This is a genomic window from Marinobacter sp. ELB17 (genome assembly GCF_000169375.1).
GTDB lineage: Bacteria > Pseudomonadota > Gammaproteobacteria > Pseudomonadales > Oleiphilaceae > Marinobacter.
Genome location: NZ_AAXY01000007.1, coordinates 109,038 through 131,262 on the forward strand (window position 1 = coordinate 109,038; position 22,225 = coordinate 131,262).

Below are 22,225 nucleotides of genomic sequence, written 5' to 3' on the forward strand. Positions count from 1 at the left end.
CACGGAACCGATTTCTATGCCCGTAAGCACTGTTTGGCTGCTCGCTTCTATCGGTGTGCTATCACTCTTTTGCCAATGGCTGGCCTGGCGCGTACGTATGCCGGCCATACTGTTTTTGCTGGCCGGCGGTATTGCGTCGGGCCCGGTGCTGGGCTATCTGAATCCCGAAGATGTGTTTGGCGACCTGTTATTTCCGATGGTGTCACTGGCTGTGGCTATTATCCTGTTTGAAGGTAGCCTGACACTGCGCTTTGCCGAAATTCGCGGCCACGGCAAAATGGTTCGCAATTTGCTCCCAATTGGCGCGATTGTTACGGGCACCATCGGCACCTTGTCGGCGCACTATATTCTGGGCATTTCCTGGGAAATCGCCCTGCTGTTTGGCGCCATATCCATTGTTACAGGCCCTACCGTGATTGCGCCGCTGCTGCGCTCGGTCAGGCCCAGCTCGAAACTCGCTAATATTCTGCAATGGGAAGGCATTATTATTGACCCCATTGGTGCCCTGCTGGCAGTACTGGTGTTCGAGGGCATTGTGTCCTGGGGGCAGGGCAATGTGTTTGGCCACTCCCTGTATATTTTTGCCAAGACCATCGCGGTAGGCACTTTTTTAGGTGCGGCGGCGGGCTATCTGAACGGTCAGGTGCTGCGTAAGCACTGGATACCCCAATACCTGCACAATGCCGGCACGCTGACCTTCATGCTGGGCGTGTATGCACTGTCGAACGAACTGGCGCACGAATCCGGCCTGCTGACGGTGACCATCATGGGTATCTGGATGGCGAACATGAAGCAGGTGCCGGTCGACAGCATTCTAGAGTTCAAGGAATCCCTGAGCGTACTGCTGATTTCCGCACTGTTTATTATTTTGGCGGCGCGCATCGAATTTTCTGCAATAGCCGATTTGGGCTGGGGCTTGGCCTGGGTACTAGCCATATTGATGCTGGTAGCGCGGCCTCTGAGCATTTTTCTATCAGCTATTGGTACCAGCCTGAACTGGCGCGAAAAACTGTTCTTAAGCTGGATAGCACCGCGGGGCATTGTTGCCGCGGCGGTGTCTGCACTGTTCGCCTTCCAACTGCAAAAAGTGGGCTATGATGGCGCGGGTGCTCTTGTACCGCTGGTGTTCATGTTAATTATTGCCACCGTAACCATTCAGAGTCTGACCGCTCGGCCGCTGGCAAACCTGCTGAATGTAGCGGAGCCGTCAGAGTTCGGGTTTCTCATTCTGGGGGCTAACCCAGTGGCGCGAATGATTGGCCTTACCTTAAAAAAACACGAGGTACCGGTGGTGCTTGCGGACACCAACTGGGAGAACGTGCGCCAGGCGCGAATGGAGAATCTGCAGGTGTACTTTGGTAACCCGGTGTCTGAGCACGCGTCTAACCAGCTGGATTTGACCGGAGTCGGCAACCTGCTGGTCATTTCACCCTACAAGCACATGAATTCCCTAGCCACCTATCACTTTCTGGACTGGTTTGGTGACAACTGCGTGTACAGCCTGGCAGAAGGCGATCAGGACCAGAAAGCGCGTCATCAAACAGCCGAAAAAATCCAACAGACACGCGGCCTTTTCAACGGCGTCAGCTACGCCAAACTGGCCAGCCTGGTAAGCCAGGGCTACTCGGTAAAAACCACCGAGCTTAGCGATGAATTCAGCTATCAAAAATTTTTGGACAAGTACCAGAGCCAGGCCCTAGTACTGTTTATGTTTGATGGCAAAGGCCGCATTACGCCGGTGAAATCCATGGACAAACTCAAGCCCGATGAAGATTTCACGCTGATCAGCCTGGTTCCGGCCCGCGCACCGAAAGAGCGCAAGGAACGCAAAGACCGTGATAACGCCGAAGGTAACGGCGCAAAATAACCAATCAGTCGCGGCAGTCCAGTACCAGCTTGCCGCAAACGTGGCCGCCTTCAAGCAACTCGTGGGCGGCCGCAACCTCTACCAGTGAAAACACCTTTTCGATATGAACGGTGACATCGCCGTCTTCAATCAGCTCGGCGATTTCCTCAAGATGAAACACATCCGGGCGCACCGTCATGCCGTGGGCTCTCAGGCCCATGGCTTCGGCGGCACAGATAATCACATCTGCGGTCACAGTGGGCACCGTTACCAGCACACCTTTTTCACCCAAACAGTTTAAAGAGCGCCGGCCAGCATCGCTGCCCACCAGGTCCAACACCACATCCAGGCCAAAGCATTCCTGAGCCACGTCAGTGGTGGTGTAATCGATGATTTCGTGCACACCCAGGCGGTCCAGAAAATCGTGGTGGCCCTTTGAGGCGGTCGCAATGACGTGGGCGCCCTGGGTCAGGGCAAATTGCACGGCCAGGTGCCCGACACCGCCGGCGCCGGCGTGAATCAGAATTTTTTGACCGGCCTGTAGGTCAGCCACCTCGAATAACGCCTGCCAGGCAGTCAGCGCCGCCAACGGCAACGCCCCGGCAGTCACCAAATTCAGATTTTCCGGCACAATGGCCAGTTCATCGGCCTGGGCCAGCGCGTAACTGGCATAGCTGCCGCCCGTCAGGGCGAAACCTACCAGCCCCATCACCCGGTCTCCCGGTGCCAAGGTGGTCACATTATCGCCTACGCTGACAACTTCACCGGCCAGATCATAGCCCGGCGTCCACGGCAGCAGCTCTTGTTCGCTCAGCTGCTTGGCCACAAAACCCAAGCCTTTGCGGGTTTTCCAGTCAATCGGGTTAAGCCCGGCGCCGTGGACCTTGATCAGCACCTGGCCCGCCTGGGGCTCAGGCACTGGAGCATCAACAAGCTGCAAAACATCACGGTCACCAAACTCTTCGTAAACTACTTTTCGCATGCTGGTGTTAACGGTGTCTTCCATGGGGTGCTCCGGCAAAGGGGTCGGTCATCGTTCGACAGAGATAATAGTGAACTCTGCACATTTAGAGTGTATCAGATAAGGCAGCGTGTCCCTTGATTCAAGACATCACGCTTAGCCTTATATTGACTCAATCGTCGGTGGCAAGAAAGTCCACACACAAGGTAGCAAAGGTGTCCGGTTTTTCGGCGTGCAGCCAATGGCCTGTGCCCTCAATCACCTTTACGCTGGCGTTGGGAAACAGCTGCAAGATGATGTCTTTGTGCTTGCTTTGTAAATACGCCGAATCTGCGCCTTTAATAAACAACACCGGCCCTTCGAACGGGCCTTCACCTTGCGGAGCATCGGCGAGCTCTGGATAACAACGCTCGATTGTCGCCAGATTCAGCAACCAGCGAAAGACCGGTCCGCCTTTAATCGCTTGATCCTTCGGAATCCGTTCCAGGTTTTTCAGCAGAAATTGGCGAACGCCGGCGTCGGCCACAAAGTTTGCCATCTGCCGGTCCGCCTCGGTGCGCGAGCCTACCGCGCTCAAATCCATGGCTTTAAGCCCTTCAAGAATGGCATCGTGGCGCGGCTCGTAAGCGACCGGCGAAATATCGGCAACAATCACCCGGTCAACTCGATCCGGCGCCAGTAATGCCAGCTGCATCGCCACTTTGCCACCCATGGAATGGCCCAACACGCAGGCGCGTTCAAGGCCCTGCTTATCCATATAGGCTATTACGTCCGCCGCCATGGCTGGGTAGTCCATAGTGTCGGTGTGGGGCGACTGGCCGTGATTACGCTGATCCAGGGCGTGAATCTGCCAACGGTCTTCCAAAAGACGGATTATCCCGCCCAAGTTGTCCAACGAACCGAACAACCCGTGCAAGACAATTAATGGTAAACGCCCAGATGCGGCAGGTCCGGCTTGGCGGGCATTGAGTTCAACAGTCATCAGAGATTTCCTTGCGGCGCTTTTGGCCGCTAGATTAGCACTGGAACAGCCGCATCGACAAAGATACTGCGCTCCTCACATTGGCCGCAGTGCCACAAATGTGCCCGATGACGGGCGCCATGCTATCTTGACCCATTACAACACCGCGCCCGCAATGCCCTCCAATGCAGGAGTCTAGATGCCCGAATTCTCACTGATCGCCGTTATTGTTGCTCTGGTGTATGTGGCATCTCTGGTTTGCATCTACCGGATCCTGATGACTTATCGCACGGCACAGGGAGCTTTGGCATGGGTTTTCGCCTTGCTGGCACTGCCGTGGATTACGCTGCCATTGTTCTTGCTTATTGGGCGTTCGCGCTTTGGTGGGTACGTTAAAGCGCGACGCATGGGCGACGAGGCACTGACCAATCTGCTGAATCGGTTTGAACAGCAAGAAACCTCGTTACGCTCACCAGCGCACGAACATTTCAGCGACGAACTTCAGGTACTCAGCAAGCTGGCACGCCAGCCGTTTACCGACGGCAATCACAGCACTTTACTACGCGACGGCGAAGCGACTTTCGACGCCCTGTTTGACTGCATGGAAAATGCCCAGCACTACATCCTGCTGGAGTTCTACATTGTGCGCTCTGACCGTGTTGGGCAGCGCATAAAGTCCATTCTGGAACGCAAGCTAGCGGAAGGAGTGGAGGTGTGGTTTTTGCACGACAATATTGGCAGCTTTGGCTTGCCTCGCAAATACATCAGGGAACTGACACAAGCCGGCGCCCACTCCGCCGCCTTTGGCGATGGCAACGTGCGCCGCTGGCGCTTTCAGATGAATTTTCGCAATCACCGCAAAATTTTGGTGTGTGATGGCAAAGTAGGCTTTGTTGGCGGTATTAATCTGGCAGACGAGTATCTGGGCGCAGCCATGGACCAGGAACCCTGGCGCGACACCCACTGCCGTATTGAAGGCCCCGCGGTAACCGGGTTACAACTGGCTTGGTTAGAAGACTGGAACTGGGCCAGCGGCACCTTTCCAGAGCTGAACTGGGCACCCCATCACAATACCCCGGGTAACGAGCGAATTCTGATTCTGCCTACCGGACCCGCCGACAGCTGGGAAAGCTGTACGCTGTTTTTCCTCAACTGCGTCAACAACGCCCGCGAGCGAGTGTGGATTGCATCACCCTATTTTGTGCCCGATGTTCAAGTGATGAACGCGTTGCAGTTGGCGGCGTTGAGAGGGATAGACGTCAGAATTTTGATTCCGGCAAAATCCGACAGCCGCATCATTGGCCTGGCGGCCTATTCCTATCTGGTACAGGCCTGCCAGGCCGGCATTCAGATTTATCGCTATCAGCCCGGCTTCATGCACCAGAAGGTGATTCTGGTGGACGACCGCTACACCGCGGTCGGCACGGCCAATCTGGACAACCGCTCCATGCGCCTGAATTTCGAAATTACGGCAATCAGCACATCAGGCAAGTTTGTAGAGGAAGTGGACGCGATGCTGACCGAGGACTTCAAACAGTCCCACTTGATGGACGAGCGAGATTATCGCGACCGTTCCTTGGCGTTTCGCATTACCTGCCGCGCCATACGCCTGGCCGCACCGCTGCTGTAAACGACTGACCGATGGCAATTTCAGCGCGGGCTTTCGTCATCAGACGGCAGTGGCTCTACGGCCAGGTGCGACGTGTCTGGCACGATGGGCGGAGGCAACTCTTGTTTGCTGCCAATATCGCTGCCGGCCGGCGCCAGGCTCCAGGCATCAAGATGATCAAAACTCAGGACCTCTACCGGCACGGATTCAGCTAGGGTTACGCCAGGTGGATCCAGAGTCAACGCGGACCCCGCCAGCACCGCATCGGTGCGCTCGCCAGCGATGGGCAGGCCACTGCCGCTCGCCTGATTTACCGCGAAGGGGCTACTGGCTTTGCGCTGCGGTGGCTGAGAAGCAGCGGCTGACTGAAGTGCAGGCTTTGAACGCGCCGTTTGCTCCTGCGCGCCGGCTTGCACGGGTGCCATAGCCTGAACATAAGACCGCATCCCGTGCTTTTGCAGTAAGGTGCGGTATTTTTCGGCCTCGGCCTGGTCAAGCTGGTTGCGAATAACCACCGGCTTGCCGCTGAACATGCGGTCAAGTTGGGCATCATTCGCCTTGAATAATTGCCGCGCATTACTGCGAGCTGCAGCAGGGTCAATGTCTGCAACACACTCGCCTTTGAATATGAGTTGGAACATATGCTGCTACCTCTGCTATCGAATCAGAATAACTTGTTAACCCTGCCCTCAACCCTGGCCCAACAGGCGCGGGAACGATTCTAATGAGCTATTCACCGCGTCAAGGTTGAAGGCCAACACATCTAACAGCAACTTTTCGCTGTAACTGGATACCGAGTGCGAACGGTAGCGCTGGCCCCAGGCCACCAGGCGTTCGGCGAAATCGCGCATTTTCTCCGGATCACCGCTTTTGCGCACACTTTCCCACTCGTCACCGAAATCTTCAGCCAACTGCTGCCGCAACCAACCCCGCTCGTGCATACTCAACGTCTGTGCCAGCAGACGCTCACCTTCTTCCGGTTTGCCTTCCTCCTCGACTTCTTCGCCGGTAGAGGCCACATCAGGAAGAATAAGCTTGAACACCGAGCCTTCGTCAAGGGTGCTTTTCAGGGTCAGTTCTCCGCCCATCATCAGCGCCAGTTTACGGCTGATCGCCAGCCCCAGACCAGTGCCGCCGTAGCGCCTTGAGTTCTGGCCCTCCTGCTGCTCGAACGCATCAAACACTCGCTCTTGCTGATCCGTCGCAATACCAATTCCGGTATCGGTAACGGTGATTTCCAGCCGGTAACGCGGGTGCTCGGGCTCCCCTGGTTTGGTGCCCGGCGGATAGCTCTGCTTTGGCAAAGGGCTGGCCTTGGCGCGCACCGTCACCCCACCTTCATGGGTGAATTTTATGGCGTTACCGGCCAGGTTGAAAAGCACCTGGCGTAGCCGTGTTTCGTCCAGCATCAGCGCTGCCGGCATTTTCTTACCCACGCTGACCTCCAGAGTAACGCCCTGGTCGCGGGCACGCAGATCGAAAATGTGCAGCACATCGCCGAGCATTCTGCGCATCGATACCGGCGCATAATCCAGCCGCATTTTGCCCGCTTCAATTCGCGACAGGTCCAGAATGTCGTTAATCAGCATCAGCAGAGCGCGGCTACCCGCACGAATGGCGTCCAGATAATTACGCTGTTGCGGGTCTGTTACCGTATTGCTCAATAAGTCGCTATAACCAATCACCGCATTCATCGGGGTACGGATCTCGTGGGACATATTGGCCAGAAATTCACTTTTGGTTCGGCTGGCAGCTTCCGCTTCCCGCGCCAACCGCTCGGCCTCGATCTTGGCCGCCCGCAGCTCATCCTCACTGCGCCGCAACGCGTTTTCCGAGCGGATTCGCTCGTCTACTTCCCGCGACAGTTTGCGATTCCAATACAAGAATATCAGCACCACCACCACCGCCAGCAAAATCACCCGGCGCACCACGGTGTAATCGGTCGCCTGCTCAATATCCAGATGAATCCAGCGGTTATAGATGGTTTCGGTTTCCAGGCTTTCCATGCTGCTCAGGGCCTTGTTGAGGATGCGCTGCAAATCCGGATTGTCTTTGCGCACCGCCAGTCGCAATTCGTACTCGTAAGGCGTCACGCTGGTGATTCGCAGATTGGTTAATCCCAGGCGGGTAACGGTGTAACTGACCGCCGGAATGTGCGTTACCATCACGTCCAGATCGCCGTTCGACAGCGCCAGCAAACCCTCTTCCACGTTGGTCATGGGGTAAATATTCAGATTCGGATGATTAATCAACAGGTAATCGTGAGCGGCATGGCGATTCACCACCCCCACTTTTTCCTGGCGTAATTCGCGCAAGTCGCCGATGAAACGGCCGTCGTCACGGATCGCCAAGGCAATAGGCACGGTCAGGTAGGGCCGGGTAAACAGAAAATCCTGTTCTATGCGTGGGGTGCGTGAAATGCCCGGTAAAATATCCACCTCGCCGGTTTTGAGCTGTTCTTCAGCCTGCAACCGGCTAGTCGGCATGGTGTTCTGAAAGCGCACGCCCAGCTTGGCTTCCAGCCGCGACATTAAATCCGGTACCAGGCCTGCGGGTTTTCCATCTTGCTGAAACTCGAAGGGTGGCCAGTCTGTGCGGTACGCCACGACCAAATTAGCGTTGTTCTTGAGCCAGGCCAAATCCCGCGCCGACAGGTCGTTGCCGGGCTTTTCCTGGGGCGGCACTTCCGTAGTCAGCCAGGCTTCCAGCACCTGGCGGTGCTCGTTACGGTCAATGCGGGCTATGGCATCGTTGAGCAGCCGTAACAGGGGTGCGTCAGCTTCGCTCGCGGGCAATCGCAGCACAACATCAATGGTTTTCTGATCTGGCAGGACAGCCAGGCTAATGCCATTCACCCGCGCCGATTGCAGATAATCCGATACCACCGGCACCGGCCCCAAAAAACCCACCGCCTGCCCGGATAGCACCACGTTCACCGCCTCGGCAACGTCGGCGACCATAACCGGCTCAAAGTTCTCAACCGGGTCTAGTAGCGGATATTGATTCACATCGTTGTTAATCACCGCGACCCGGCTGTTTTCCAAGTCTGCCAGGCTGCGAATAATGCCGTCACCGGCGCGGGCGAACAAGCCGTAAGTTAACGACATCAAAGGCTGGGTATGAACAAAATCAGTGGCTGGCGGTGCATCGCTGAAACGGGTCACCAGTGCGGCATCCACCTCACTGCCCGGCGGCCGCGGCTCTACCGGCACACCCAGTTTTATTGACAGTTTGGCCAGGTAATCAATATAGATGCCGGCCAGGGAACCACTCCCGGTGTTGAACACCAGCGGCACCTGCTCCGCTTTAACCGACACGGTAACCCGCTCGTGTTCGGCCAGCCATAACCGGTCAGGGCTTTCGGGCGCCAGGCCCAAAGGCGGTTTAGAGGCAGGTTCATTCGATCGGCTATCGCTGGCAGGCAGGGTGCTGGCGGCAACCGGAGTACCCTGTCGCTCCACTGGTTCGGCGCGAAGCGGCGTGTGAAGCCCGCTTAACAGCCAGCACAATAACAGTGCATGTGCAGACTTCACTGAAGTTCCTCAAGATCTTTAGGTAACTGAACGCGATAATAGCCAGGCTGATTCGCTTATTCCTCGCTAATCATCACCTGGTTACGGCCGGCATTTTTGGCCTTGTAGAGCGTGCGATCGGCGCGTTCAAACAAGGTGTCTTCGTTATCACCGTTTCTGATGCTTGCAAGCCCTGCCGAAAAGGTAATAGTTACCGGCTGATTGCTAAAGTGGAACGGCAACTTGGCGACATTGTCGCGCAGGCCATCCATCACTTTTTTGGCCTGAGCACCCGTGGTTTCTGGTAACAGCACCACAAATTCCTCTCCGCCAATACGGGCAATGAAGTCTGTCGAGCGCAGCCCTTTTTTCAATTCCCGTGCCAGCAGTTGCAGCACCCTGTCACCCGCTTTATGGCCGAAGGAATCATTAATGCGCTTGAAGAAGTCGATATCGACAACGGCGATTGTTATGTCACCTTTATAACGCTGCCAACGGTCTACCTCGAATTGCAGTCGGTCTTGCCAGGAGTCACGATTGGGCAGCTGGGTGAGCATATCGGTGTTGGCTCGCCGGCGCTCCTTAAGAACCTGTTCCTGCATTAGCTCAGATTCGGTTTCCATGGTGACGATTTTCTGCTGCATGGCCTCCAGCTGCGCTGCCAATCCTTTTTCACGATCACTTTCGCGCTCGCGAAACTGAACCACTGACTGGGCTATGCAGTCTAAGTGAGTGGTCACAGAATGTTTCAACTGCCCGAGATTGTTACTGCTCTGAATATGCTCGCTCAGGCGTGTTATCCCACCTCGCAAATCCCGGCCCAGCGCCGCTGATGCACTCAGCCGGCCACTTTGAGCCGACGTATGCGCTACAAAGCTCTGGCGCAGCACCGCCAGACGGTCGTCAAGCTGTTGAATAAACTCATCAAACTGGGCCCGGCACTGCTTAATGGCTACCATCACCAGTTCCGCCACATCGCGCAGGCATTTACGCAACGCGCTCCAATCGTCGCTGTGGAGCAGAATATGCTGCAGAGCGCGGGCCTTTTTTTCCGCCTCTGCACCTATCGGTATCTCGCTGACGATTTGATCTATTAACTGACCAACCCGGCGTGCAATGCGCAGGCGTTCGCCGTTTTGGCTAAGGTCCATAGATTCTGCAGCAGGGCCTGCAGCGGAACCTTGTGAAGCAGATTCTGCTTGCTCCAGAAGCACCATCTGGTGATCAATCTTTGTTTGCAACAGCTGCCAGTTATCAACATTAATAGAGGGTTTGCGTACCTCGTCACGAACGCTATCCAGCAGCTCATCAAGCTCGCCAGACTGCCCTTTCAGACCCAGGCTGGTGCGCACCAACATGCGTTCAAGCAACATTCGGTGCTGTTGCCAATGTTGCTGACGGTGTTCGGCCGCATCCAATTCCTGTAGGTACTGGTCTTTCCAGGACAACTCTGCGCTCATTGGACCCCCTGCGCGCTACACGGCCGTGTGTTGATCAGCTTATTCATGATTAATTCGTCGCCGTTTTGCTCTGGGGTGGCTTTGATCATACACACTGGCAAGGTGTTGAAAGTCTAAATGAGTATAGACCTGAGTGGTTGCAATGTCAGCATGGCCCAGCAACTCCTGAACCGCTCGCAGATCGCCGCTGGATTCCAATAAATGGCTGGCAAATGAGTGCCGCAGCATGTGCGGGTGCAGTTTCTGGTCGGCGCCTTTAACCAAACCCCAGCGAGCCAGTCGCGCCTGAATACTTCGGTGGCTGAGGCGGTCGCCGCGGCGGCTGACAAATAATGCCTGCTGCCCGGCACCAGCAAGCCCGGGCCGAACCGCTAACCAAGCCTGCAGCGCCGCCAGCGCTGGTCGCCCTACGGGCAAAACACGCTGCTTATTACCCTTGCCAGTCACTTTTACTTGGGCGGCTGCCAGTTCTACAGTGCCCAAATCCAAAGCGGCTACTTCTGCCAACCGTAACCCGGCGGAGTACAGTAATTCAAAAATGCACACATCTCGCAATTCCAGCGGATCATCCGCCTGGGCATCCAGCAAGTGTGTCAGCTGGTCAACATCGGCCACCACAGGCAGTCGCCTCCCGCTTTTTGGCGCGCGAATAGCTTCCGCCGGGCTATTGTCGACCAGGCCTTCGCGTAACAGATAATGATAAAAACGGCGTATAGCGGAAAGGTGGCGGGCAATGCTGCGGCCGTTCAGGCTGGCACGGCTCAAGTGTGCAACGTAGCGGCGGATGTCGTGACTATTGAGGCTTCGCCAGCTGATTTCCGAGTGTTCTTGAGAATGATTCAGAGAGTATTCTTGATAGCCCTCTTGGAGCCAACGCTGCAGGCGCAGCAGGTCTCGCTGATAATGCTCGCAAGTGAGCGGGGACAGGCGTTTTTCAGAAGCAAGGTGGCGAATGAAGCCATCAACGCCTTGAAACAGGCCGGTGTTTTGCGGTTTGTCACCGGCCCAGTGCATGAGTCAACGAGACTCGGCAATATCGGTGAGCGGCAATGCTACCAGATGGCGCTGTACCATGGGGGGCAGCAACCGGCTTAGCGTGTCGCTGATATAGCTCAAAAACAGAGAGCCCATGCTCTGGTCAAAATAACCCGGCACACAGCTGCCGATGGCAAACACACCGACAAGTTCATGGTTGCGCAACGGCACAAGTGCCACCGAGGCAACCGGCTCGTCGCGATCAGGGAACAGAAAAGCGCGCTCGCTTTCGCGAAACTGGCCACATACTGCGCGGCCGCCATCCAGCAAATTACCCAGCCGTTTGTGCGCTACCGCCGGCGACACCACGTGCAAAGCGCCTTGAGCCGCCTGCGGCAGGGGGCCATCGGTAAACAAAATCACACTGGCCGCGTCCAGACCAAAATCACCGCGAATACTGTCATCGATCACCGCCGCCATGTCGTTCAGATTTTTGGCTTCGATAATCTGCATCAGCAAGCGTTTGCTTTTCTGGAACAACTGGTCGTTCTGGCGCGCTATGCCCACCAACTCAACCAGCTCATGGCGCAGCGTGTCGCGCTGCTCGCGAAAAAGATGAACCTGGCGCTCGACCAACGAAATAGCTCGCCCGCTATCGTGGGGTAAAGTCAGGTCGCGCAGCAGGTCGCTCTGTTCAACAAAAAAATCAGGGTTGTCACGCAGGTATTGCGCCACCTGTTCTGCATTTAGAACGCCGGCCTCTTGGCGGGCCGCTGAATCTGTCATCGTGTGCTCCTGGTTTCAGGATCGTTGCCTACCGGTTCTGGCGGGTTTACGGCGGCGCATGCCGGGCTCTGCGGGCAGTCGAAGCTGACCCTCAAAAACGCTGGCAACGGGGCCATCCATCATAACAGCGGCTCCCAGCCCCTGCCATTCGATAATCAGCCGTCCTCCGGGCAGTTCTACTTCTACCCGTGAATCGAGCAAACCTCGTAAACATCCTGCAACAACCGCAGCGCAAGCGCCAGTGCCGCAAGCCAAAGTTTCACCACAACCGCGTTCGAACACCCGTAAACGAATATGACTGCGATCCACAATCTGCATAAACCCGATGTTAGCTTTGGCGGGAAAACGCCAATGCTTTTCTAACAAAGGCCCCAGCGTTGCAACCGGAGCACTGTCGACGTCGTCGGTCAGTATAACGCCGTGGGGGTTGCCCATAGACACCACCGACAACTCTATGTTCTGGCCATTTACGTCTAGATTGTAAACCGGTGCAAATTCGTCAGCGCTGAACGGCACCGTGGCGGGTTCGAGCCTTGGCACACCCATATCAACCTTCACCAGCCCGTCTTTTCCCACCCGCAGCTCAATAATGCCGCCGGCTGTTTGCACCCGCATCACTTTTTTGTTGGTCAGGCGCTGATCGCGCACAAAACGGGCAAAACAACGGGCTCCATTACCACATTGCTCCACTTCCGAGCCGTCGGCATTGAAAATCCGATAGCGGAAATCCACATCGGGCAGCCCTGGCGGCTCCACCACCAGCAGCTGATCAAAACCGATGCCAAAATGGCGATCGGCCAGCTCGCGAATCATTTCCGGGCGCAGGCGAAACATCTGGCTGATGGCGTCAACCACCATAAAATCGTTACCCAGGCCGTGCATTTTTGTAAAACGCAGAACGCCCCCGAGAGCGGCGCTCGGACTACCAACAAAGGCGCCGCCAGCGCCGAGCCGGGAGGCAGGGCCGTCAACGTTGACCAAAGGTTCCCCGTCGCCACTCATAGCGGCAGGCAACTCTCGGGAGCCAATTGTTCTTCCACAGTTTCGCGGCGGCGAACCACATGCACCTGATCGCCATCGACCATCAATTCAGGCGGGCGATTACGGGTGTTGTAATTAGAACTCATCACAAAGCCATAAGCCCCGGCCGAACGTACCGCCAGCAGGTCACCGGCGTTCAAGCTAAGCTGGCGATCTTTGCCCAGAAAATCACCGGTTTCGCACACCGGGCCCACCAGATCCCAGGCTTTTTCGTCGCCGTTGCTATGAGGAGCCACCGGCACAATCGCCTGCCAGGCGCCGTAGAGCGCTGGGCGAATCAGGTCGTTCATGGCGGCGTCAATAATCGCGAAGTTACGGTGCTCTGTACACTTCAGGAATTCGACACGGGTCAGCAGTACGCCGGCGTTGGCGGCGATTGAGCGCCCGGGTTCCAGAATCAGCTCCAATTTGCGGTCGCCCAGGCGCGCAAGAATCGCTTCCACATATTCGCCGGGCTGCGGCGGTGTTTCATCGTTATAGGTAACGCCCAGGCCACCGCCCAAATCCAGATGTTTTATCTCGACCCCCTGCTCTGCCAGTTTGTCCACCAGTGCCAGAACCCGATCCAGAGCGTCCAGAAATGGCGCCACCGTGGTCAGCTGTGAGCCAATGTGGCAATCCACACCACGCACGTCGAGGTGAGGCAGGCTGGCGGCGCGGGCATATATCGCCGGCGCGACTTCAATATCGATACCGAATTTGTTTTCTTTCAGACCGGTAGAGATATAAGGATGAGTGCCAGCGTCTACGTCGGGGTTTACCCGCAGCGATACCGGCGCTTTCACGCCCAGCTCACCGGCAATGGCGTTCAAGCGGTCCAGCTCGATATCAGACTCTACGTTAAAACAACGCACACCCACTTCCAACGCGCGTCGCATTTCCCAGGGCTGTTTGCCAACGCCGGAAAAAACCACTTTGGCCGGGTTACCACCGGCTCGGATCACCCGTTCCAGCTCACCGGCAGATACGATATCAAAACCCGCACCCAGGCGGGCCAGCACGTCCAACACCGCCAGATTGCTATTGGCTTTTACCGCATAACACACCAGGTGCGGGTGATTCTGCAGAGCGTTGTCATAAGCGCGGTAATGGCGCTCAAGGGTCGCTCGGGAGTATACATAAGCCGGCGTGCCGTGCTGCTCTGCAATGCGCGCCAGCGGCACGCCTTCGGCCCAGAGCTCATCGTTCTTGTAAATGAAATAATCCATAAAAATTCCTGAATTAACGGGCCTGACCCGACGTTTCTGATATGGGCACGGGCGTCGGCTCCGCGCTTTTTGCTAAGGGTTCCTTGCTAGGCACTTCGCGGTAGAGATCGCCTTTCTGACCGCAGCCTGAAAGCCCGACCACCAACAAAAGGCCTAACAGCGCTGCGACTTTAACAACCGCGGGGGATTTCAGACCCATTACCTCAACCCTGCTTAAGTACGTTACGGGCGCGCTTAACGGCTGCCCGAACTTGCGCCGGCGCGGTGCCGCCAAGGTGGTCACGAGCCTGCACCGAGCCCTCAAGAGTCAGCACGTCAAATACGTCTTCACTGATAGTACCCGAAAAAGACTGTAGCTCCGCCAGTGTCATATCTGACAAATCGCGCTTCTGCTCTACGCCAAAGGCCACGGACCTGCCCACCACTTCGTGGGCGTCGCGGAACGGCATGCCTTTTTTGACCAGGTAATCGGCCAGATCCGTCGCGGTGGAGAAGCCCCGCTTGGCTGCTACCCTCATATTATCAGCTTTGGCGGTAATCGCTGGCACCATGTCGGCGTAGGCTCTCAGGCAACCTTTTACTGTATCTACGGTGTCAAACAGCGGCTCTTTATCTTCCTGGTTGTCTTTGTTATAGGCCAGCGGCTGGCCTTTCATTAACGTAAGCAAACTGATCAGGTGGCCATTCACCCGGCCTGTCTTGCCCCGAACCAACTCTGGCACGTCTGGATTTTTCTTCTGCGGCATTATCGACGAGCCGGTGCAAAAGCGATCAGGCAAATCGATGAAATCAAACTGCGCCGAGGTCCACAGCACCAACTCTTCGCTAAAGCGCGAAAGGTGAGTCATCAGCAGCGCAGCAAAACTGCAGAACTCGATGGCGAAATCGCGGTCGCTGACCGAATCCAGCGAGTTTTCCGAAGCACGGTCAAAGCCCAGCAGTTGGGCGGTCATCGCCCGGTCAATAGGATAAGTAGTGCCCGCCAGCGCCGCGGCGCCCAGGGGCATGATGTTCACCCGCTTACGGCAATCCTGCAGGCGTTCGCCATCGCGCACCAACATTTCGTACCAGGCCAACAAATGATGGCCAAAAGTCACCGGCTGCGCGGTTTGCAGGTGGGTAAAGCCCGGCATGATGGTGTCGGCTTCGCGTTCAGCCAAGTTCAGCAGCCCGGCCTGCAGTCGTTTGAGTTCCTCGGCAATCACGTCAATCTCGTCACGCAAATAAAGCCGGATGTCGGTGGCCACTTGGTCGTTACGGCTGCGGCCGGTGTGTAACTTTTTACCGGTAACACCGATGCGATCGGTCAGACGCGCTTCGATGTTCATGTGCACGTCTTCCAAACTGATGGACCACTGAAAAGTCCCAGCTTCAATGTCTGCTTTCACCGCCTTCAGCCCTTCCAGAATGGTGTCGCGCTCTTCGTCGGTCAGAACGCCCACCGCTGCCAGCATGGTGGCATGGGCAATGGAGCCGGTAATGTCGTGATGATAAAGGCGCTGATCAAAACCGACAGAGGCGGTAAAGCGCTCGACAAAGGCGTCGGTAGGCTCGGTGAAACGTCCACCCCAAGGTTTTTCCGAGCTTGAGGCCTGCTCTGGCGATTTGTTATCCGTCATCATCTATAGTTCCTACTGGCAGCCCGAGGTCACAGGGCCAAAATGGGTAAATAAGAAGTAGAGGGAGTATAACATTCTGACCCGGTTAAAGCAGACACCCGGTAACAGTGCGACCACCCTGGACTCACGATTTTTCGTGCCAGACCTATGCCGGGTGCGGGCCTTGTTTCTATTACTCGTTACCAGCGAACTCCTGGTGCTGGCGCTGGCAATGGCACAAACGCAAAACGGCTGGATTGACTGGGGATATTTTGGCTTGTTGTCGTTGTTTGTGCAGTGGACTGTACTCACCAGCATCGCCATGATCTGCCCTCTGCGTTCGCGGCTGGCGCAGCTGTCGGTGGCCAGCGCCACGCTGGCCATTGTTGTTCTGGTACTGGTGGATGTATTCGCTTTTAGCCTGTTTGCCGACCAGGTGCTAAATCCGGGGCTTGGCGCGCCTCAGTGGCATAACATTGCTAAAAAAATGCTGCTGGCGCTGCTGATTACCTTAATGGTGCTTCGCTACTTTTATCTTCAGCACCAATGGCAACAACAACAGGAAGCCGAACTGCAAGCACGTTTAAGCTCGCTGCAGAGCCGAATTCAGCCCCACTTTTTATTCAACAGTATGAATACCATCGCCAGCCTTATCGCCAGCGACCCCCAGCGGGCGGAAGACGCGGTGCTGGACCTGTCAGAGCTTTTCCGCGCCAGCCTGCGCACCAGCGAACAGCTGATTCCCCTGCAGCGCGAACTGGAACTGTGCCAACGCTATCTGGATATCGAGGCCCTGCGTCTGGGGGATCGCCTTCAACTGCAGTGGCATATCGCTGACGGCTTGCAAAACCAGGCTATTCCGCCCCTAACCCTGCAACCGCTGGTTGAGAACGCCATTTACCACGGCATTCAACCCCGTGCCCAAGGCGGCATTGTGCGGGTAGAAGCGCAGGCCAGCGGCGATTTTGTATACTTGCTCGTGCAGAACCCAAAACCCGAACCCGGCCACAGCGGCCACGGCGGCAACCGCATGGCGTTGGAAAATATTCAGGCCCGTATCCAGGCGTTATTCGGCGACCGCGCGGTGCTCAAACACAGCCATCAGGACGACATTTACACCGTAACCCTACGCCTGCCCGCGCAGCAGGTAGACCGACAGGGAGCGCAGCGACACACATCATTAACAGAAGCGAAGCGAGAAACATTATGAAAAGAAGCGCCACAAAAAGCCTATGACCAGCCAGAGAATTCTGATTGCCGACGACGAACCCCTAGCTCGCGACCGCCTGCGGAGGCTAGTCGAAGGACTTCCCGGATACAGCGTTTGCGGTGAAGCGGCCGACGGCGACAGAACACTGCAAGCCGTTGCAGAACTGGAGCCGGACATTGTATTGCTGGACATTCGCATGCCCGGCGCCGACGGCATGGGCGTGGCCACCCACCTGAGCCAGCTTGAGCGCCCGCCCGCGGTCATTTTCTGCACCGCCTACGATCATTATGCGCTGCAGGCGTTTGAGGTAAACGCTTCTGCTTACCTGATGAAGCCGGTACGCAAAGACACCCTGGCCAAGGCGCTGCAACGGGCTGCAAAAACCAACCGCTTGCAACAGCAGCCACCGGCCGGCACTGCCCCCGCCGGTGGCGAACTGGCCGTGCGCACGTATCGCGGCACCGAACTGATCGACTTGGCTTCCTTGATTTACTGCCAAGCTGACCAAAAATACGTCACCCTTCACCGCTTACAGGGTGACGTATTGTGCGACTACACCCTTAAAGAGCTGGAGCAACATTACGGTGACCACCTTTTGAGGGTGCACCGTAATACCTTAGTTGGCACACGATTTATTCAGGCGCTGCACCGCAACGTTCGCGGCCAGGCGATTCTGGTTCTGCGTGATGGCCTTGGCGAGCTGCCGGTTAGCCGCCGCCACGCCAGCGAACTACGCCAGTGGCTGCAGGACTATCGACCTGGTAGACACTAGCGAAAAACCTGATCTGCATTAGCGATGCGAACTGGCCTACGTTAGCAACCAACCTGACCAACCCTAGCGAGACTTTTTTTGGGCGACAAGGTACCCTTAATTCACATTTAACGAACCGACAGTGAGCGTCATGTCCGCAAGAAATCTTCGCATTGCAACCCGCAGCAGCGCACTGGCGTTGTGGCAGGCAGAATTTATCAAAGCCGAGCTGGAACGATTGCACAGCAATGTCACAGTGGAACTGGTTAAGATTAAAACCTTGGGTGACAAGATTCTGGACGTGCCGCTGGCCAAGGTGGGTGGCAAAGGCCTGTTCGTCAAAGAGCTGGAAGAAGCCATGCTCGACGGCCGCGCCGACCTGGCCGTGCATTCCATGAAAGACGTGCCCATGGCATTCCCCGAAGGGTTGGGACTGGTGGCCATCTGTGAGCGTGACGACCCCACTGACGCCTTTATCAGCAACCATTTCAGCAGCCTGGATGACCTACCGCTGAACGCGGTAGTGGGCACATCCAGTCTACGCCGCGAATCTCAATTGCGGGCCAACCGCCCGGACCTGCAAATTCGCGTGCTGCGGGGCAATGTAAACACCCGCCTGGCAAAGCTCGACGCCGGCAATTACGACGCCATCATATTAGCCAGCTCGGGCCTGAAGCGACTGGGTTTCGAAGCCCGCATTCGCAACTGCATGCCAGACACGCTAAGCCTGCCGGCTGTGGGCCAAGGGGCTTTGGGCATTGAATGCCGGCTTGACGATCAGGAACTGCGGGCCATGCTGGAGCCGTTGAATCACACCGACAGTGCGGATAGGGTCAAAGCTGAGCGCGCACTGAATACTCGCCTTAACGGTGGCTGCCAGGTACCCATTGCGGCCTATGCGCTGCTGGAAGACAACGATATGTTGTGGTTGCGCGGCCTGGTGGGCGCGGTGGACGGCAGCCTTATTTTCCGCGCCGAAGGCCGCGTACACCGCAGCGAAGGGGAACGCTTGGGCCGCGAATTGGCCGAGGACCTGCTGGCACAGGGCGCTGACAAAGTACTGGCTGAAGTCTATGGCTACACTCCGACCTGAGTCTGCGTTACTACCCCTTGCCGGGCGGCGCATTCTTATCTGCCGCCCGCAGCCAGAAGCTGATCGCCTGGCGATCGCCTTTCAGGCAGCCGGTGCACAGGCCGAGTGCTTACCGCTGATTGACCGCGCGCCGCTGGCACTGAGCGCAGAACACCAGGCCCACATTCAAAACCTGGACCTGTTTCAGCACATTGTGGCGGTAAGCCCTTACGCTGCGCGCCAACTGCTGGAGCAGGTTGATGCCTGGTGGCCGCAACTGCCTGTAGGCATTCACTGGTATGGCGTTGGCGCCGGCACCGCTGCTGAACTGTCACGCTGCGGAATTACCGCTCGCAGGCCCGCACAAGGCTGGACCAGCGAAGCTTTGCTGGCATTGCCGCCGCTACAAAACCTGGCAAACCAGCGAGTTCTGCTGGCCCGCGGCGGCGACGGTCGCGACTTATTGCGGAACACACTGCGCCAGCGGGGCGCTCAAATAACTGTGCTACCCTTATATCGACGCTTTTGTCCACAGTATTCCGCGGCACAATTGGCGCATGCTCTAGATGGCTTTAACCCGGACGCCGTGATTACCTTATCGGGTGAAACCCTGAAAAATCTCGTCGCGCTGTGTGCGAAGAACGACCATAATCTGTATCGGAAACTATTGATTGTGCCCGTGGAGCGGGTAGCCGAGCAGGCTCAGACAGCCGGCTTCATTAACCCACATGTTCCAGCAGGCCTGACAGACAACAACATAGTGGCCAGTGTGACAGCACGACTCACTGGCCAGACGGTGGCCCTGTAAAAGCGAAGTAAGGATGCCCGTGACCAACACACAGAAACAACTCCCCGCCCCCATAGTCCAACAACAGCAGCCGGAGCCAGCGCGTACCTGGCCGCTGTGGCTGATCAGCATAATTGCGTTGGTTCTGGTGCTGTTACTGGTGCTTTGGAACTGGCAGCAGTGGAATAACAATCAGGCCAGTCAGCAAGTCCTTAAAGACCTGCAACAGGAAACCGCCCAGCTTGATTCACGCTACGGTGAACGCGGCAGTCAGCAGGCTCAGCGCCTGCAGTCGCTGACCGACGCGGTGGCCGCACAGCGAGAACTGATTGCCACCCAGCAGCGGCAGATAGACCACAACGCCACCACGCTGCTGGAAGCCGGCAATCGAACTCGCACCGACTGGTTGTTGGCCGAAGCCGAGTATCTGTTGCGGGTAGCCAACCAACGCCTGCTGATCGAGAAAGACATAAAAGGTGCGGCTTCTGCGCTGCAGGCTGCAGATGACGTATTGGCCGAGTCGGATGATATCGGCGTGTATCCGGTGCGCCAACAATTAGCTCGGGAAATGCTGGCACTAAAAAGCATTGTCGCGGTGGATAGAACAGGCCTGTACCTACAACTGGAAGCCGTTATAGATAGTATTCATCAGCTTACCAACCAGGCGTTGATTCATGAAAACGCGTCTGGCTTCATGCTTTCAGCCGATGCCTCCGACGTCGACGCGAGCGAGCCCAGCATGGCGGTTCGCGCCTGGCAGTCATTTACCCGCACGCTCAAACAGGTTGTTGTTGTAAGGCGGCTGGACGAACAGGTAAAACCCTTGTTGTCGCCGGATCAATCCGCCTACGCCCGTCTGAATCTGCAGCTGATGCTGGAAGAAGCCGAACTGGCGGTACTGCGCGGCAACCAGGCGTTGTATCAGAAATCCCTGGAAAAAGCCCGTACCACGGTGCAGGAGTGGTATAACGCCGATAACGCCCGGGTTGGCGCTATGGCAGACACTTTAGGTGAGCTTGCCAGCCGTAATGTAGACCCTGAACTACCAGACATCAGCCGTTCTTTGGGACTGCTAAAACAGCGTGTTGCCGGCCGCGGCGCGAACAATAATAGCGATCAGGATGCCTCCGCAAACAGCGATGACCAGAATGGCGATGCGCCAGTCAATGGGGCCACCGGCAACGGAGGCAACTCATGATAGGTTTGCTGGTCATTATTGTACTGGCACTGCTGCTGGGAACCGGGCTGGCGTTCGGCCTGCAGTATGACTTGGGCTACATTCGAGTCAGCTTTGGCAATTATCTGGTCGAAACCAATTTTTGGGTAGGCCTGGCACTGCTGGTGGCATTGGTCGTACTGACAGTCATGCTGATTGGCCTGGTGCGGCGCTTACGCAACGGCACCAGCATGATGTCGGGCTGGATAGCCCGCGGCAAAGAGCGCCGTGCGCGCCGCCGCACCACTCAAGGGCTTTTAGCGCTAGCCGAAGGCAACTGGCCGCGAGCAAAAAAGATGTTGACCTCATCGGCAAGCAACGCTGATACGCCGCTGATCAACTATCTGGCAGCGGCACAGGCCTCGTTTGAGTGCGGTGACCACGAAGCGGTAGACGAACTGCTGCGCAAAGCGTTTGAGAGCACGCCGGGGTCTGATCTGGCCGTCGGCATTACCCAGGTCCAGTTGCAGTTGGCGGGCAATCGGGTGGAACAGGCCTTGGCCACGTTGCTGCGCCTGCGCAAGCAGTCACCTCATCATCCATTTGTACTTAAGCTGCTGAAAACCGCTTATTTGCGTTTGGAAGACTGGCGTGAGCTTTCCAAATTGCTACCGAAATTGCGCAAGTACAACATTCTTGTTTCAGCCGAACTGGACGATCTTGAGCGCCAGACCTGGCACAACCTGTTGGAAAAAGCCGCCAGCAAGTGCCGTAAGGAACAAGCCAGCAATCCCGCCTCCAGCCTGGATTCACTCACCGGTCTGTGGGATCAGTTACCCAGCTCTATGCGCCGTGACGAACGCACAATCTTCAATTACACCAGCCTCTTGGCTGGCCTGGGGGATGAGGCGCAGGCCGAAATACTGCTGCGCAAAGTGCTGCGTAATCACTGGAGCGACGAGCTGATTAATCTTTACGGCCGAGTAGAAAGCCAGGCGCCTGACGAGCAACTACTACTGGCCGAACAGTGGCTGAAAAACCGACCCAATAACGCCGAACTGCTGCTGGCGTTGGGTCGGTTAAGCTTGCGCAATGAGCTGTGGGGGAAGGCACGAGAATACTTTGAAACCAGCCTGAAACTGCAGCGCAAGCGTGAGACCCTGGCCGAGCTGAGCCGCTTGAACGCTCACATGGGACACGACACCGCCAGCATAAATCTGCTGATGCAGAGCCTGGAAAATGATAATGGCCTGCCCCGCCTGCCTATGCCAAGAGCCTGATGGCTGAATATG

19 protein-coding genes are annotated in these 22,225 nt (G+C 56.6%); 8 read left to right on the top strand and 11 right to left on the bottom strand.

Going from position 1 to position 22,225, the window contains the following annotated elements; translation table 11 throughout:
* Positions 1-16: 16 nt before the first annotated feature.
* A complete protein-coding gene (locus tag MELB17_RS10830; RefSeq protein ID WP_007350283.1) occupies positions 17-1,867 on the top strand; it encodes a cation:proton antiporter in 1,851 nt (616 codons plus the stop codon).
* A 4-nt stretch (positions 1,868-1,871) separates the two neighbouring features.
* Here the strand turns inward: MELB17_RS10830 and MELB17_RS10835 are convergent, their stop codons facing one another.
* Both MELB17_RS10835 and MELB17_RS10840 read right to left on the bottom strand, forming a co-directional pair.
* The gene (locus tag MELB17_RS10835) at positions 1,872-2,852 is read right to left on the bottom strand and encodes an NADP-dependent oxidoreductase (protein WP_007350284.1); all 981 of its coding nucleotides are present in this window, start codon (positions 2,850-2,852) and stop codon (positions 1,872-1,874) included.
* A gap of 127 nt (positions 2,853-2,979) precedes the next feature.
* Positions 2,980-3,789 carry an alpha/beta fold hydrolase gene (locus tag MELB17_RS10840; RefSeq protein WP_007350285.1) on the bottom strand — a complete coding sequence of 270 codons (810 nt, stop codon included), beginning with the start codon at positions 3,787-3,789 and terminating at the stop codon, positions 2,980-2,982.
* 178 nt (positions 3,790-3,967) lie between these two features.
* On the opposite strand from MELB17_RS10840, the gene cls reads away from it, so the two are divergent.
* Positions 3,968-5,398: a cardiolipin synthase gene (gene cls, locus MELB17_RS10845; protein WP_007350286.1), complete on the top strand. Its 1,431-nt coding sequence runs from the start codon at positions 3,968-3,970 to the stop codon at positions 5,396-5,398.
* A gap of 20 nt (positions 5,399-5,418) precedes the next feature.
* Here the strand turns inward: cls and MELB17_RS10850 are convergent, their stop codons facing one another.
* The 9 genes from MELB17_RS10850 to argH all read right to left on the bottom strand — a co-directional run bounded on the left by MELB17_RS10850 (position 5,419) and on the right by argH (position 15,981).
* On the bottom strand, positions 5,419-6,018 hold the full coding sequence (locus tag MELB17_RS10850) for a hypothetical protein (RefSeq protein WP_007350287.1): 600 nt from the start codon (positions 6,016-6,018) through the stop codon (positions 5,419-5,421).
* A 48-nt stretch (positions 6,019-6,066) separates the two neighbouring features.
* Positions 6,067-8,910, bottom strand: coding sequence for a transporter substrate-binding domain-containing protein (locus MELB17_RS10855; RefSeq protein ID WP_007350288.1), 2,844 nt, complete (start codon positions 8,908-8,910; stop codon positions 6,067-6,069).
* Positions 8,911-8,966: 56 nt separating this feature from the next.
* Complete coding sequence (locus tag MELB17_RS10860) at positions 8,967-10,349, bottom strand: GGDEF domain-containing protein (RefSeq protein ID WP_007350289.1); 1,383 nt, start codon at positions 10,347-10,349, stop codon at positions 8,967-8,969.
* A gap of 39 nt (positions 10,350-10,388) precedes the next feature.
* A complete protein-coding gene (xerC, locus tag MELB17_RS10865; RefSeq protein WP_007350290.1) occupies positions 10,389-11,363 on the bottom strand; it encodes a tyrosine recombinase XerC in 975 nt (324 codons plus the stop codon).
* 3 nt (positions 11,364-11,366) lie between these two features.
* Positions 11,367-12,110 (bottom strand): DUF484 family protein, encoded by a 744-nt coding sequence (locus tag MELB17_RS10870; protein WP_007350291.1) that lies wholly within the window; start codon positions 12,108-12,110, stop codon positions 11,367-11,369.
* 15 nt (positions 12,111-12,125) lie between these two features.
* Positions 12,126-12,992: a diaminopimelate epimerase gene (dapF, locus tag MELB17_RS10875; protein ID WP_264673230.1), complete on the bottom strand. Its 867-nt coding sequence runs from the start codon at positions 12,990-12,992 to the stop codon at positions 12,126-12,128.
* 116 nt (positions 12,993-13,108) lie between these two features.
* On the bottom strand, positions 13,109-14,359 hold the full coding sequence (lysA, locus tag MELB17_RS10880; RefSeq protein ID WP_007350293.1) for a diaminopimelate decarboxylase: 1,251 nt from the start codon (positions 14,357-14,359) through the stop codon (positions 13,109-13,111).
* Positions 14,360-14,372: 13 nt separating this feature from the next.
* Positions 14,373-14,558 (bottom strand): LPS translocon maturation chaperone LptM, encoded by a 186-nt coding sequence (gene lptM / locus MELB17_RS10885; protein ID WP_007350294.1) that lies wholly within the window; start codon positions 14,556-14,558, stop codon positions 14,373-14,375.
* A gap of 4 nt (positions 14,559-14,562) precedes the next feature.
* Positions 14,563-15,981 carry an argininosuccinate lyase gene (gene argH / locus MELB17_RS10890; protein WP_007350295.1) on the bottom strand — a complete coding sequence of 473 codons (1,419 nt, stop codon included), beginning with the start codon at positions 15,979-15,981 and terminating at the stop codon, positions 14,563-14,565.
* A 115-nt stretch (positions 15,982-16,096) separates the two neighbouring features.
* Here argH and MELB17_RS10895 point away from each other — a divergent pair, with 115 nt between their 5' ends.
* The 6 genes from MELB17_RS10895 (at position 16,097) to MELB17_RS10920 (ending at position 22,213) form a co-directional block, all read left to right on the top strand.
* Positions 16,097-17,167, top strand: a complete 1,071-nt coding sequence (locus tag MELB17_RS10895) for a sensor histidine kinase (RefSeq protein ID WP_036184443.1) — start codon at positions 16,097-16,099, stop codon at positions 17,165-17,167.
* 22 nt (positions 17,168-17,189) lie between these two features.
* Positions 17,190-17,939, top strand: coding sequence for a LytR/AlgR family response regulator transcription factor (locus MELB17_RS10900; RefSeq protein ID WP_007350297.1), 750 nt, complete (start codon positions 17,190-17,192; stop codon positions 17,937-17,939).
* Positions 17,940-18,069: 130 nt separating this feature from the next.
* Positions 18,070-19,011, top strand: a complete 942-nt coding sequence (gene hemC / locus MELB17_RS10905; protein WP_007350298.1) for a hydroxymethylbilane synthase — start codon at positions 18,070-18,072, stop codon at positions 19,009-19,011.
* Complete coding sequence (locus MELB17_RS10910; RefSeq protein ID WP_007350299.1) at positions 18,992-19,798, top strand: uroporphyrinogen-III synthase; 807 nt, start codon at positions 18,992-18,994, stop codon at positions 19,796-19,798. Before hemC ends, MELB17_RS10910 begins: the two co-directional genes overlap by 20 nt.
* Positions 19,799-19,811: 13 nt before the next feature.
* A complete protein-coding gene (locus MELB17_RS10915) occupies positions 19,812-20,975 on the top strand; it encodes a uroporphyrinogen-III C-methyltransferase (protein WP_007350300.1) in 1,164 nt (387 codons plus the stop codon).
* Positions 20,972-22,213 (top strand): heme biosynthesis HemY N-terminal domain-containing protein, encoded by a 1,242-nt coding sequence (locus MELB17_RS10920; RefSeq protein ID WP_007350301.1) that lies wholly within the window; start codon positions 20,972-20,974, stop codon positions 22,211-22,213. The genes MELB17_RS10915 and MELB17_RS10920 overlap by 4 nt, the downstream gene beginning before the upstream one ends.
* Positions 22,214-22,225 lie beyond the last annotated feature (12 nt).

Excerpts from the sequence above, each read along its gene's own strand:
- MELB17_RS10915 (WP_007350300.1), top strand. The coding sequence starts at position 19,812 with ATGCCCGTGACCAACACACAGAAACAACTCCCCGCCCCCATAGTCCAA.
- argH (WP_007350295.1), bottom strand. The coding sequence starts at position 15,981 with ATGATGACGGATAACAAATCGCCAGAGCAGGCCTCAAGCTCGGAAAAA.
- MELB17_RS10850 (WP_007350287.1), bottom strand. The coding sequence starts at position 6,018 with ATGTTCCAACTCATATTCAAAGGCGAGTGTGTTGCAGACATTGACCCT.
- MELB17_RS10860 (WP_007350289.1), bottom strand. The coding sequence starts at position 10,349 with ATGAGCGCAGAGTTGTCCTGGAAAGACCAGTACCTACAGGAATTGGAT.
- MELB17_RS10830 (WP_007350283.1), top strand. The coding sequence starts at position 17 with ATGCCCGTAAGCACTGTTTGGCTGCTCGCTTCTATCGGTGTGCTATCA.
- MELB17_RS10900 (WP_007350297.1), top strand. The coding sequence starts at position 17,190 with ATGACCAGCCAGAGAATTCTGATTGCCGACGACGAACCCCTAGCTCGC.
- cls (WP_007350286.1), top strand. The coding sequence starts at position 3,968 with ATGCCCGAATTCTCACTGATCGCCGTTATTGTTGCTCTGGTGTATGTG.
- MELB17_RS10835 (WP_007350284.1), bottom strand. The coding sequence starts at position 2,852 with ATGGAAGACACCGTTAACACCAGCATGCGAAAAGTAGTTTACGAAGAG.
- MELB17_RS10870 (WP_007350291.1), bottom strand. The coding sequence starts at position 12,110 with ATGACAGATTCAGCGGCCCGCCAAGAGGCCGGCGTTCTAAATGCAGAA.
- lysA (WP_007350293.1), bottom strand. The coding sequence starts at position 14,359 with ATGGATTATTTCATTTACAAGAACGATGAGCTCTGGGCCGAAGGCGTG.
- MELB17_RS10840 (WP_007350285.1), bottom strand. The coding sequence starts at position 3,789 with ATGACTGTTGAACTCAATGCCCGCCAAGCCGGACCTGCCGCATCTGGG.
- MELB17_RS10920 (WP_007350301.1), top strand. The coding sequence starts at position 20,972 with ATGATAGGTTTGCTGGTCATTATTGTACTGGCACTGCTGCTGGGAACC.
- dapF (WP_264673230.1), bottom strand. The coding sequence starts at position 12,992 with ATGCACGGCCTGGGTAACGATTTTATGGTGGTTGACGCCATCAGCCAG.
- MELB17_RS10910 (WP_007350299.1), top strand. The coding sequence starts at position 18,992 with ATGGCTACACTCCGACCTGAGTCTGCGTTACTACCCCTTGCCGGGCGG.
- xerC (WP_007350290.1), bottom strand. The coding sequence starts at position 11,363 with ATGCACTGGGCCGGTGACAAACCGCAAAACACCGGCCTGTTTCAAGGC.
- hemC (WP_007350298.1), top strand. The coding sequence starts at position 18,070 with ATGTCCGCAAGAAATCTTCGCATTGCAACCCGCAGCAGCGCACTGGCG.
- lptM (WP_007350294.1), bottom strand. The coding sequence starts at position 14,558 with ATGGGTCTGAAATCCCCCGCGGTTGTTAAAGTCGCAGCGCTGTTAGGC.